Source organism: Ulvibacterium sp. (assembly GCF_965248315.1).
GTDB lineage: Bacteria > Bacteroidota > Bacteroidia > Flavobacteriales > Flavobacteriaceae > Ulvibacterium.
Window position 1 is genome coordinate 2,041,772 of sequence record NZ_CBDFIX010000002.1, and the last position, 12,289, is coordinate 2,054,060.

Genomic DNA, 12,289 nt, shown 5'->3' on the forward strand with positions numbered 1-12,289 from the left:
CTGTTTTAACGCTGTTGAAAAAAAAGAAGGCTGTCCGGCCTATTCTGAATTACAAAAAACCCAAGCAAGAAAAGGTGGAAGTCAAAAATTCAATGATAAGCATATTAATTTTTGCTTTACAGGCTATTCCATTACAGCTACTCTATGAAAACGGACATGTTCAATTTGGGCAAAACAGCATTTGGAATTGTCTTTGGGAGATCCCTGTTTTATTCCTTTGGAATGAAATCTATTTTTATGTTAGTCATTGGTCGTTGCATCAAAAATGGTTGTTCATGAAAGTACATTATGTGCACCATGCGTCTAGAGAACCTACATTGTATTCGGTATACAGTTTTCATTGGTTTGAGGCTTTTCTTTTGGGTGCCGTAATTTTTGTGCCCATCCTGGTGTATCCATTTCACATATTATCGGTTTTAAGCTTACCGATTATCAGTATTTTATTAAACTTTTTAGGTCATTGTAACCATGAAGTAGAAACTATAAAGAGTCCTGATTATCTAGGCAGATTTACCTTTAGACATAGCATGCACCACAAATGGAGCAAAGGTAATTTCGGTTTTATGCTCCCTTACCTTGATATGATTTTCAATACGACAACACCAAAAAATAATATGAAATGAGCAGACCTGTTTACATAACTGCCATAGGAAAATTTTTGCCCGGTCAACCTATCGGGAACGATGAGATGGAAGACTATTTGGGGTTCATCTCAGGGAAACCTTCTCGAAGTAAAAGCCGAATGTTGTCGCAAAACGGGATCAAAAACCGCTACTATGCGATGGACAAGAATCAGAACACTACTCAATCCGTCGCAGGAATGACCGCTAAGGCCATTGATGATTGTTTGCAAAAGAACGGAATGGACAAAAAGGATATTCAGTTTCTGAGTGCGGCCACCACTCAGGCTGATCTTCCCATTCCCGGTTTTGCGAGTATGGTGCATGGAGCGTCGGAACTTCCCATTTGCGGCATAGCCAGCCACCAAAGTGTATGTGCTGCGGGCGTAATGGCCATAAAAAATGGATTTATGCACGTTGGGTCAGGCGAGGTCGATAATGCCATTGCCTGTGCCGGCGAACTTCCGAGCAGAATGTTCAAAGCGAAACGTTTTGAAAATCAAAAATCAATAGTGGACAATGGCTCGCCTCCATTGGAAACTGATTTTTTAAGATGGATGCTTTCCGATGGGGCTGGAGCTTTTTTGTTGAAGAATCACCCAAATAGGGATGATTTCAATTTAAGAATCGAGTGGATTGAATTAAAATCTCATGCAACATTATTTGAACCCTGTATGTATACAGGAATGAATAAGACCGCTGTTGGCAAACAGGGAAAATCATGGATTGATTATGATAGTTTCAGTGCCGCCGATCAGGCCGGAGCAATTAATCTAAAACAGGACATACGTTTGGTTAACAATATTGTAGGCTTAGGTGTTCAGCATTTTTTCCAACTTGTTGAAGAGGGCAAAGTAGACCCCAAAAGACTTGATTGGCTATTATGTCATTATTCTTCTGAATATTTTAAGCAACCTATTGTTGACCTATTGAAAAAGGGCGGTGTTACGATTCCAGAAAGAAAATGGTTTACAAATTTACACTCTAAAGGAAATACCGGATCTGCATCTATTTTTATAATGCTTGAGGAGCTTTTGTATCACCATGGTTTAAGGGATGGCCAAAAAATTCTTTGTATGGTTCCGGAGAGCGGACGATTCATTACATCGTTCATGATGTTAACTGTTTTAGGACCTACCGATAAAAAGAAGATATTACCATTGAGCAAAGAAGACAAGATTTTGGCTCCTTCGATTTCCACCAAAGGCAAACCCATACAAGAGAGGTTGGTTCGCGGTCTTACCTCGGTATGGGTTGACTTTGAAAATGATCTACGAAGTGTGCCTATCATTAAAAAAATATATAATGGTACGATTACTCTAGAAGAATACCGGCTTTTGTTATTAAATCTTAGACAACAAGTAGTTGATGGATCACAATGGATTGCAAGGGCCGCATCCAATATTAGTATGGAGTATTTTGACGTACGATCCTCTTTTATCTCCCATTCAAGAGATGAACATCGTGATTATCAAATGTTAGAGAAGAATTACATCAATTGTGGGGGAAACAAAGAGGATTTATACAAAGGTGAAAAAAATTTAGGAAGTGAGGCTCTTAGTGCTTTTATGTTCCATACGGCGAGCAATCCAAATCCGTTTGATTTGCTTGGGGCAATGTTTATTATTGAGGGCCTTGGGAACAGAATAGCTGGCAAATGGGGGCGGGCGGTGCAGCAATTGTTAGATTTAAACAATGATCAGGTGTCCTTTTTTACATATCACGAAATCAGCGATAGCAACGAGAACCATTTTGAAAGGTTTGAGAATGCGATTAATTCGGATGCGTTGACCGAAGATTTGGCTAAAAAAGTTTTGAAGACAGCAAAAGTAGTTGCTAAATTGTACCGCATGCAATTGGTGGAAATTGGTAATTATTGAAACATTGAGTTATGCTGCACAAAAGTGAATATTTTGAAACTTTGGAAAACAATCCGAAGGATCCCAGTCATTGGCATGCTTTATATTTAGATAAGAGCGTTCCTTTCAGTGCTGATGCAAAAGCTGCTTTTCTTTATGATTCCGGAAGAAAATCTAGACAATATCTGTTACCCTTTGTTCGGGTATTTGCCAGGTTTTTTATTATGTTAATGCAATTGTTCAAAGCAATTTCCCCTAACCTTATCAATGCTCCTAAAACATTGCATCGATCTTTATACCTAGGGATGAGATATTTAGTCAGCCCCGAAGCTAACTTTTTGATATTGCGCCATTTCTATTTGGGATCCGAAATATTGAAGTTTATCAAGGACAATGTAAAAGGAAGCGAAGAAATGCCAATGAATCCTTTAAAACCCTTATCTGTCAATGATGTCAATGATAATTTATTCTTGGAACATGATTTGAACTTATACAACTTCATAATCAACCTCAATGGCGCTATTGCTGAAAGAGGACTGAAAGTAGAAAAGGTGGACAGACCTGATTTCGGTGCAATAACGGTTGGGGAAATTCCTTTTGAGACTTTTAGGGATAAATGGTCAAATTTTTTGGACTTGTCTACCGCTATTGAAATTTTCACTCCTGTTTACCAATTTTTTCTTACCGATAATGATTTTTGGAGGGCGAGCAATTCGCTGCAATTGGATGAGGTCATAGGTATTTATGCTACTACGATAATGGACTGTCCGGAAAAGCTAGTCGGTCTTAATAATAAGCACCCTATGATACCGTTACCTACCTATGGTGCTGCATTCCGTCTAACATTACATGGGCTGTCAACTGAGATATTACATGCACTTCTGGTGGAGGCGAAAAAGAAAAATGTATAGCATTCAACTGCCTTTTGTGGTCTCGGCTTCTTTAAAAATGATGAGTAAGTATGGTATTCTTGAAGGTGCCAGAATGACCCAAAACGGCAAGCTTACGGAACGCTATGCCTATCTGCAGGATTATGTGGACGGGAAGGAGTAAGGGTTGGCAGGTGGTAAAAAGCAAATAATGATTAGTGAGCGGTGGACAATGAGCAATGAGCAATGAACAGTTGTTAGTTAGTAGTAAACAGTAAAAAGTGAATAGTAAATAGTGAGTCGTTGGCAGTGAACAGTAGGAAAAGAAAGAGCATAAAATATTGGCAACCTGATTTTTTCTTTTTTTAAACCTCAAACCTCAAACCTCAAACCTCAAACCTCAAACCTCAAACCATTAACCCAAACAATGAACCCTGCGGAAGACTACATTCTTAATCAACCGGAACCGTATCGCAGCATACTGTTGCATCTCCAATCAGTTATCGAACATACGGTACCTGGAATAGACCTTAAATTCAAATATCGTATTCCCTTTTACTATATAGAAGGAAGACCTTTCTGCTATTTAAACCATACGAAGGATTATATAGACGTCGGTTTTTGGAATGCGGCCCACCTTACGGTCCATTTGGAACATATGACAGCGGCTGGGCGTAAAATAATGCGCTCCCTGCGCTACCGCTCCTTGGAAGAAATCGATGATACCATTTTAATGGAAGTACTTCAGGATGCCTATCAGGTAAGGGATAAAAGGTTTTGGAAATGAATTTCGTTGGCGGTAGCCAGTTTACAGTATTCGGTTATTGTCAACAATAAAAGGCTCGGAAAATTCTTTTGCGGATTTGATTGCCTAATTTTACCATCGACCACCAAGCACCTTTTGGAATTTGGAATTTCAGTATTGGAATTTAACTACTTGATCCATCCATTGTCCTTGTAGATCTGAATGTACTGATTGCTGAGTTCATCGGAGTCCTTGTATTTTACACGTAGTCCTTCCAGTTTCTCCTTCAACTCGGCTACAACGGTGGCATAGGCCGGATCGTCATAGACATTGTTGACCTCCTGGGGGTCGTTTTTACGATCGTAAAGCTCCCATTCGTCCACATTGTAATAGAAATGCATCAATTTATAATCCTCAGTAGCGATTCCATAATGACGTTTTACGGCATGTACGGCGGGATATTCATAATAATGGTAATAGATGGCATCCCTGTCCCATTTTTCCTTTTCCCCCTTCAATAGGGGTACCAAACTTTCACCCTGCATTTCCTCGGTTGGGGCTGCTCCGGCAACCTCTAAAAAGGTTTGCGCAAAATCCAGGTTCTGCACCATTTCCGTGGTGGTGGTGCCCGGCGTGATTACGTTCGGCCATTTGATCAATAAAGGGGTCTTAAAGGATTCGTTGTACATAAAGCGTTTATCGAACCAACCATGCTCACCCAAATAAAAACCTTGATCCGAGGTATAGACGACCAAGGTGTTTTCATCGAGCCCGGTCTCATCCATATAATCCAGAAGTCGCCCTACATTTTCATCCACAGCGGCAATGGTGGCGAGATAATCCTGCATATATCGTTGGTATTTCCAAATAGTCAGGGTGGAATCGTTCATGCTTGGATAGTCCTTTCTGAATTGCTCGCTTATGGGGCCATAGGTGGCATCCCAGGCCGTTCTTTGTTCGGGAGTCATACGATCCAATGGTGACCACTCGTATTTGTCCTCTACCTTCAAAGCATCGGTTACGGCTTGGGTAAGTTTATTGTCATAGCGCAATTGCATTTCCTTCAAAATCCCCATCTCTGCGGTTTTGGCAGCGGTACCCCTCGTTTCATAGGTATCAAAAAGTGTTTCGGGCAGGGGGAAACTTTTTTTGGTAAATTCGGTATAATGCCTTTCGGCTGGGAGCCAAGTTCTATGGGGTGCCTTATGCAGATACATCAGCAAAAAAGGTCGGGCCGTATCCCTGCGCTTTTGCATCCAATCCAGCGTAAGGTCCGTGATGATATCCGTCACATATCCGGTTACAGTGGTATCCCCTGCTGAGGTAATAAACTTGGGGTTATAGTAGTCGCCCTGACCAGGTAATATCTTGAACTCGTCAAATCCCTTGGGATTGTTACCAAAATGCAATTTTCCGAACATTGCGGTCTGGTATCCCGATTTTTGAAGGAGCTGCGGGAAGGTTACATTAGTAGTATCAAAAGGCATACGGTTATCAATCTTTCCATTGAGATGGCTGTGCTTTCCCGTCAGGATTACGGCCCGGGACGGAGCGCAAATGGAGTTGGTAACGCTGGCATTGGTAAACAACATACCCTCATTGGCAATACGGTCTATATTTGGGGTTTGTATCAGCCTTGCGTCATAGGCACTGATCGCCTGATAAGCGTGGTCGTCCGACATAATGAACACGATGTTAGGTTTTTTCGGAGTTTTGACCATTTCTTTTTCCGGATTGCTCTTACATGAAAGCAGGCAAAGAAGGCTGAAGATGGTGAATGTGACGGTAATTTTTTTCATGGATTCTTGGTTTTATAGGTTTCCAGTACTTTTTTGAACTGTTGTATAAGCGAGGTTACGTCGCTGGACTGGTTGGTAATATCCAAAGGATTGTTCTCAAAGGGGTCATCTTCAAGATTGTAAAACGCTCCGTTTTCATACAACTTCCATTTTCTGTCCTGTACATATCTTCGGGCTTGGAACTTCCCCCAATTTGGGGCATAATCACAAAAAATCCAATCCCTGACCTTGGTTTCCTTACCCAACAACTGAGGATAGAAACTAAGGCCATCTGTTTGGATGCTATCGGGCAGTTTTCCCGTTGCCACTTCCAAAAGGGTCGGTAAAAAATCAGTAAAATCTATAAGATTTTCATTGACACTACCTGGTTTTATTTTTCCTTTCCAATTGGCAATCAAGGGAACATGGGTCCCTGCATCAGTAGTATTGCCTTTGTCTCCCGTTAATTCTATTCCGTTAATAATTGAAGTTACATCGGTGTCCGTTCCGTTGTCCCCGATAAAAAGGATAAGGGTGTTCTGGCGTATGCCCAAGTCTTCCGTTTTCTTAACAATTTTACCTACCAAAAGATCCATATAGCTAACCATTTCCCCAAAATAGGTAGTATCATTTGTTTTCGAAGTATTTTCAAAAGTTTTGAAGTCTGGATTGTTTGGAGTTGGGACAAAAGGATCATGGGTCAAAACCATAGGGTAATAAATGAACATGGGATCCTCCCTATAGGTTTCCATAAACCCCTCCATGTATTCAACAAAGAGATCGGGCCCGTAGGCATCTGGATAGGTAACCGTCCCGTTTTTTTTGCTCGTCAAATGTGGATTTTTGTAGCGTGATCCCCGTTCATCTATTTGCCAAAGGCAATAGTCATCAAATCCAGCTTTTTCAGGGGTTGTGCCGGTTCTTCCACCGGCCAGTTCCTGTTGCCGTTCATTGCCCCACAATTGCCACTTTCCCGTTATCAAGGTTTTGTAACCGGTCTCTTGCATATAGTGCCCAAAGGTTTTTTCTTTTGAATCTAGCAATCCAAAACTGACGTAATTCCTAAAATTGTATTTCCCGGTCATGATCTGCACACGTGAAGGGGTACATAAGGGCGTGGAATAGCAGTAATCAAAACGCATTCCTTCATGGGCTAATTTATCTAGATTAGGGGTAACATAGCTGTTACTACCATAGATACCCAAGGTTTCATAGCCAAGGTCATCCGCCATAATGAGGATGATGTTGGGTTTGTTGGGGCGCTGCTCCAATTCTTTACGCTTTTCGGAACAGGAAATACAGCACAGCGCAATTACGGAAATCGAAAAAAACAACAGGGATTTCAAGAAAGCCGGTTTAGAAATCCCAAGATAGTAATTTTATGGTTGCGCGGTTTTTTTCTTAAGTACTACCAAGGAATTTTTTTGGATGTCCACCGCTTCGTTGAACAATGACTTTAAGGCCTGGTAATCTTTTTCGTTAAAATAGGAACTGTTCAGTGATAGTTCAAAGGAAAATGAGATCTGACTTGTATTCCCGGTACTGTAAAACTTGAGCGTAGCCAGGGTATCACCTAAGGCAATCGACTTATTTTCAGGTAATTCTTGAATAACATACCCATCAGGAATCGTGAGGATAATTTGATACCTATATTTTCTTGGATGACCAAAATCTATGGGATAATTACGTTCTTCCAATTGAAAAGGATTCTTGTCAAAGAATCGGATAAAAAAAGGATTTACATAGGCCATGTCTCCATTGAGTACGTCCTCTATTTCAAACTTGAATCGTTGCGATACTCCTTGTTTGTCAGTTCGTTGCTTTACCAATTCATAGGAGGTAATCGCAAAATTCCCGGAAATTTCCTCTTCTACCGAGTCCAGGTATTCCTCTTCACTTTTTTCGTTCAAGGTCTTATGCATATTTATGGCATTGTACCCCGTGCTTACAGCGTCAAATACGCCTACGGCCTTATTTTCCTCTGGATTGAATTTTATCTGGGCCCTAACTTGATATCGGTTCTTGGTTTGGGGTTTAATATCGTACCAATAGCTGTCGTTTTTAAAATCCATGACCCTGCCATAGTGATTTAGGGCCCTAAAAGGTAAAAAACCAAAAGGCATATACTTATCGGTAGCATCCAATAGATAACTCTTTCCGTCAATTTCGGTTTTGGCTACGACATAGTTGAAGTTGGACATTACCGGATGGATTTTTGTAGGTAATCCCTTTTTTCTAGTAGATAACAGCATCAGGTTAGTGGGAATGTTCGCTGCATTCAGTAAGTTAATGAGCGACATGTTTATTTCCCAGGCATTTCCCTTTCCGGTATCGAATGCTTCCTTTACCCTTGCTTTTCCATAGGACGAATATTGTTCGTTCCAGGTATAGTGTTGTTGCACAAATTCGAAAATACTCTTGGCCCTAGTCAGTTCATCGCCTTCGATTAGAAGCTTTTCGGGTACGTGCCGTTCAAAAAAACCTTTTTTGGCCAGTTGTCTACCAATATCTTTATCCGACCTAAATTCCCTATCCACATCCTTCCAACTTTTGGTATACTTATTTGTAGTACCATCAAGTTTGTTGTATTGGGAAAGCTCAAAATCTAATCGTGATCGGTAATTTTCCGGCGAAAGCATAAATTCCTTTTCTTCCTTGAAGGCCGGAATATCTTTCATGGTATATTTTAATACCTCGCAATCCGCAGCTTTTGGATATCCCTCAATAGTGAAACACCCTTTTTGAATGTGTGCATCGTTCACGTCCAATTCCAAACTGCCGCGTAAAGAGCGGTTATAGACCCAATTTCCAGGAATTTTGGCATTAAATTCACTATAAATTTTTGGAATAGATCCTTGGAAGTCCCATCCGTTGAAATTAAAATCATATGGTGTGGTTATAGTATATGAATATTCTAGGATGCTTCCTTTTTGCATCTTTGGAAAAGTAAAGGTTTTTACCCTCCACCTTTCGGAATGGTCATTTTCAAAGATTTCGGAGGGTAGAACATTATATTGGGTATTACCGTTATGAGTCACCGCCTTTAATGCGGTAACTTTTTCAGCCAATGCATTGTTATGGTATAGGGGAATTTCTACGGTTCCATGATCAAAGCCTTTTTCATCCAAAATTTTGATTTTAACATGATATTCCTTGATTAGGCGTATGTGGCGATTGACGACCTTAAAATAATTATTGCCCCTTTCATAAAGTACCACGGCATGGGCTGAAGGATCTTTTTCATAAACGGTCAAGTTTTTTTCAGCATTGGTAAGCTTTCTGAAGGTACCTTTCTGTTGGGCAGGAAGCGAAAGAGCACAAAAAAACAAAAGAGCGAAAACAAAGAAAAATGGTCGCATGGTTTGGTATCGGTTTGGGGGTTGTTAAGAATTAACTGATTTTAAATAGAATTATTGTGATTCAGTTTTTAAAAATAACACTGGTAATTTCCTTTTTAAAGAGGTCATAGGAAAAGAGCTTTTGACCCTTCTATTGCTTCCAGGATACTAAAAGCAAAAAACCGCCCCAGGAGTCTTCTGGAGCGGCCACCGCAAAAACAAAAACATGAAATTAATCACCAATATCCGGGTTTTTGTCAAAACCCTTCATTTTCCAAAATTAGGAACCGGTATCATCGTCATCGTCATCTTCCTCAACAGCTTCCAAATCAATTACCGTTGTATTGCCATTGCCATCGGTCTCGGTTGCAATAGCATCACATTCTCCATCACCATAGTCCAATGTGGTCATTTCCATGTTCTGTGTGTTTACTACAACCCCACTTACATAGTAACGGCACCGGGGTTCGCTACGTAAAGGTTCTGTAATTTCGAATGTGTAACTGTCCCCATTGTTGAAGGTTGTTTCACCACTGCCGGTCACCAAATTATGGAAATCAAAGATGGTTTCATCCTCGCTACCGAATATTGTTTCCGTGGAGTAATTGCTACTGTCCGTTGCCTCGGTGCCATCCGGCCAAGCGAATGAAAATTCCGATTCGTAGGCATAGACCAAATTCCCTTCCTCGTTTTCAAAATCGTATACGGCCTGGGCACTTCCTGTGACCATTATGTCATTGTACGCATAATCCTCTAATGTATAATCAATGGTAAAGTCATTGTCCGCACTATCGTCCGAAGTATAGGTTACAAGAATTCTTCCTGAGACAACATCACCATTTCTAAGCTCACAGGCTTCCCCATAATCGATGATTACCTCAATATTTCCATCTTCGTCCTCATCGGAAGTAATCTCCATACAAGTAAAGGTCTTCTCGGTACTTACGGTTTTGCTTGTACTTGTATCTACTCCAAAATTATTGCCAACGGCACTGTTTATTTCGTTGACCGCAGCTTCCAGTTCATTTTTTTCTGCTTGGGTAATCACGTCTGTAGCATTAATTTCAGACGGATTACTGGTTTCATTGTCATCTTGACAACTCATAACTAATATAGTCCCCATGAAAAGGGAAACTATTTTTACAATTCGCTTTTTCATAATAGTTCAAATTTTTTGTTGAAAAAATGGATTCCCGACCTCCCATAAGCCATGGCAGGTAAACATACCGATAAAGGGGCTTGACAGGTGTAGCTCCATGGATGAAGACGCGCGCGGTGAACACCTGCTCAATGTGATGGATATCCCTATCCATTCGGTAAGGCCAACACGGTACTAGATCAAATTCAGGTTTGAAGATACCCTGAACTCAAACACGGAAAAAAAATGATATACTAATAGTCCGATTTTGTAGACGAAAAAAGAATTTTTATCGATAAGCATTTATTAAAAAACAAGGGTTTTTGAATTCAAAATCACATGTGTATTTTCATTGGAATTCAGATAGTTACGCGTGTTTTTAAGGTTCTAGTAAAGTTCGTTCACAGTTTTCCTCAGTACAGTAAGATTGGTCAAAAGTTGTTCCAGGCGATCCAAGGGAAGCATATTGGCCCCATCACTTTTGGCATTCGTTGGATCAAAATGGGTCTCCATAAAAAGTCCATCTACCCCGGTAGCAATTCCCGCCCGTGCCATGGTCTCTATGAGTGCGGGTCTTCCACCGGTTACCCCAGAGGACTGATTGGGCTGTTGTAGGGAATGGGTCACGTCCAAAACTACAGGGGCGAATTCTTTCATAGTGGGGATTCCCCTAAAATCTACCACCATATCTTGATATCCGAACATAGTACCACGGTCTGTAATGACCACTTGTAAATTGCCGGAATCCTTTACTTTGGTCACGGCATGTTTCATACTTTCAGGACTCATAAACTGCCCTTTTTTTAGGTTTACCATTTTTCCGGTTTTTGCAGCGGCAACCACCAAATCCGTTTGCCGTACCAAAAAGGCAGGGATTTGAAGCACATCTACATACTCTGCGGCCTTATCCGCATCTGAAATTTCATGGATATCCGTTACCGTGGGCACTTCAAAGGTCTCGGAGACTTTTCGTAGTATTTTCAAAGCTTTTTCATCACCAATTCCAGTAAAAGAATCGACCCTACTTCGATTGGCCTTTTTAAAACTTCCTTTAAATACATAGGGAATACTTAGTTTGTCCGTGAGTTTTACAATCTGCTCTGCAATGCGTAAGGCCATTTCCTCCCCTTCAATAGCACATGGGCCTGAGAATAGAAAAAAATTATCACCTTGGGCATGCTTTATTTGGGGAATAGCGGAAAGGTCCATATCATAAAATTTCCTCAAATATAGTGTTTACCCTTGGTTTCCTTGTTAGATTTATCCGCATTAAAACCAAGGGTATGCTTAGAAAAGTCTTTTATTTGGCGGGTTTGGCACTCCAATTTACAGTTCCATCCCTTTATGGGCAAGTAAGGGAAAAGGGAGAAGTTTTTGATCTAGTTCATCTAGAACGACATCAATTCAAATTTGATCTTTTTGCCCCCGGGTTAAGCTATGAACTCGGAGTTTTTAGAAACCAAACCGTGTCTACCAGTCTAGGTTTAGGTTTGGCTACCTATCAAGAGGGGTATGCCCTTGGGCTGGCATGGAACAATAGATACCGTTACTATCATAATTTGAGCAGACGAGCTTCCAACAATAAAAACGTTTCGGGAAATTCGGGCAATTATATCGCAGCGGCCCAGGCTATTTTCTTTTCACAACTTCGTCTAGCCACGGATATTGGAGGCCCAGACGACTTTAATTTAGGATTCTATGGCTTAGTCTATGGTATTCAGCGGACGTATCCCAAGGGTTTTAATTTTAATGTGGAGCTTGGTGCGGGTTATTACCGCGGTGATGGGGCGGTTTCCGGCTATGGTCCGCTCCTCAGTTTAAATTTCGGATGGGTGGCTACCAAGCGGAAATCAAAAAGGCCTGTATTTGAATAAAATCCAATCAATCTTTAAAATTCTGGGCACTATAAAATAACCTGCTCAAAATCAACAACATAAAAATA

General features: G+C 40.8%; 11 protein-coding genes. 6 read left to right on the forward strand and 5 right to left on the reverse strand.

Going from position 1 to position 12,289, the window contains the following annotated elements; translation table 11 throughout:
• Positions 1-92 precede the first annotated feature (92 nt).
• The 5 genes from ACP2AF_RS10335 (at position 93) to ACP2AF_RS10355 (ending at position 4,135) form a co-directional block, all read left to right on the forward strand.
• Positions 93-623 carry a sterol desaturase family protein gene (locus ACP2AF_RS10335; protein WP_425236078.1) on the forward strand — a complete coding sequence of 177 codons (531 nt, stop codon included), beginning with the start codon at positions 93-95 and terminating at the stop codon, positions 621-623.
• A complete protein-coding gene (locus ACP2AF_RS10340) occupies positions 620-2,500 on the forward strand; it encodes a 3-oxoacyl-[acyl-carrier-protein] synthase III C-terminal domain-containing protein (RefSeq protein ID WP_425236079.1) in 1,881 nt (626 codons plus the stop codon). Before ACP2AF_RS10335 ends, ACP2AF_RS10340 begins: the two co-directional genes overlap by 4 nt.
• Positions 2,501-2,511: 11 nt before the next feature.
• Entirely contained in the window at positions 2,512-3,390 is an 879-nt protein-coding gene (locus ACP2AF_RS10345) for a DUF6999 family protein (protein WP_425236080.1), read from the forward strand.
• Positions 3,383-3,532, forward strand: a complete 150-nt coding sequence (locus ACP2AF_RS10350) for a hypothetical protein (RefSeq protein WP_425238053.1) — start codon at positions 3,383-3,385, stop codon at positions 3,530-3,532. The genes ACP2AF_RS10345 and ACP2AF_RS10350 overlap by 8 nt, the downstream gene beginning before the upstream one ends.
• 243 nt (positions 3,533-3,775) lie before the next feature.
• Complete coding sequence (locus ACP2AF_RS10355; RefSeq protein WP_425236081.1) at positions 3,776-4,135, forward strand: DUF1801 domain-containing protein; 360 nt, start codon at positions 3,776-3,778, stop codon at positions 4,133-4,135.
• A gap of 146 nt (positions 4,136-4,281) precedes the next feature.
• Here the strand turns inward: ACP2AF_RS10355 and ACP2AF_RS10360 are convergent, their stop codons facing one another.
• From ACP2AF_RS10360 to kdsA, 5 genes are all read right to left on the reverse strand, one after another.
• The gene (locus tag ACP2AF_RS10360) at positions 4,282-5,892 is read right to left on the reverse strand and encodes a sulfatase family protein (RefSeq protein WP_425236082.1); all 1,611 of its coding nucleotides are present in this window, start codon (positions 5,890-5,892) and stop codon (positions 4,282-4,284) included.
• The gene (locus ACP2AF_RS10365; RefSeq protein WP_425236083.1) at positions 5,889-7,217 is read right to left on the reverse strand and encodes a sulfatase-like hydrolase/transferase; all 1,329 of its coding nucleotides are present in this window, start codon (positions 7,215-7,217) and stop codon (positions 5,889-5,891) included. The genes ACP2AF_RS10360 and ACP2AF_RS10365 overlap by 4 nt, the downstream gene beginning before the upstream one ends.
• Before the next feature lie 33 nt (positions 7,218-7,250).
• Positions 7,251-9,230: a DUF3857 domain-containing protein gene (locus tag ACP2AF_RS10370; RefSeq protein ID WP_425236084.1), complete on the reverse strand. Its 1,980-nt coding sequence runs from the start codon at positions 9,228-9,230 to the stop codon at positions 7,251-7,253.
• A 259-nt stretch (positions 9,231-9,489) separates the two neighbouring features.
• Positions 9,490-10,368 (reverse strand): hypothetical protein, encoded by an 879-nt coding sequence (locus ACP2AF_RS10375; RefSeq protein WP_425236085.1) that lies wholly within the window; start codon positions 10,366-10,368, stop codon positions 9,490-9,492.
• Between the two features lie 366 nt (positions 10,369-10,734).
• On the reverse strand, positions 10,735-11,556 hold the full coding sequence (gene kdsA / locus ACP2AF_RS10380) for a 3-deoxy-8-phosphooctulonate synthase (RefSeq protein ID WP_425238028.1): 822 nt from the start codon (positions 11,554-11,556) through the stop codon (positions 10,735-10,737).
• Positions 11,557-11,630: 74 nt separating this feature from the next.
• On the opposite strand from kdsA, the gene ACP2AF_RS10385 reads away from it, so the two are divergent.
• A complete protein-coding gene (locus ACP2AF_RS10385) occupies positions 11,631-12,221 on the forward strand; it encodes a hypothetical protein (RefSeq protein WP_425236086.1) in 591 nt (196 codons plus the stop codon).
• Positions 12,222-12,289: the final 68 nt, after the last annotated feature.

Coding starts and splice junctions, on each gene's coding strand:
- ACP2AF_RS10335 (WP_425236078.1), top strand. CDS start 93: ATGATAAGCATATTAATTTTTGCTTTACAGGCTATTCCATTACAGCTA.
- ACP2AF_RS10340 (WP_425236079.1), top strand. CDS start 620: ATGAGCAGACCTGTTTACATAACTGCCATAGGAAAATTTTTGCCCGGT.
- ACP2AF_RS10345 (WP_425236080.1), top strand. CDS start 2,512: ATGCTGCACAAAAGTGAATATTTTGAAACTTTGGAAAACAATCCGAAG.
- ACP2AF_RS10350 (WP_425238053.1), top strand. CDS start 3,383: ATGTATAGCATTCAACTGCCTTTTGTGGTCTCGGCTTCTTTAAAAATG.
- ACP2AF_RS10355 (WP_425236081.1), top strand. CDS start 3,776: ATGAACCCTGCGGAAGACTACATTCTTAATCAACCGGAACCGTATCGC.
- ACP2AF_RS10360 (WP_425236082.1), bottom strand. CDS start 5,892: ATGAAAAAAATTACCGTCACATTCACCATCTTCAGCCTTCTTTGCCTG.
- ACP2AF_RS10370 (WP_425236084.1), bottom strand. CDS start 9,230: ATGCGACCATTTTTCTTTGTTTTCGCTCTTTTGTTTTTTTGTGCTCTT.
- ACP2AF_RS10375 (WP_425236085.1), bottom strand. CDS start 10,368: ATGAAAAAGCGAATTGTAAAAATAGTTTCCCTTTTCATGGGGACTATA.
- kdsA (WP_425238028.1), bottom strand. CDS start 11,556: ATGGACCTTTCCGCTATTCCCCAAATAAAGCATGCCCAAGGTGATAAT.
- ACP2AF_RS10385 (WP_425236086.1), top strand. CDS start 11,631: ATGCTTAGAAAAGTCTTTTATTTGGCGGGTTTGGCACTCCAATTTACA.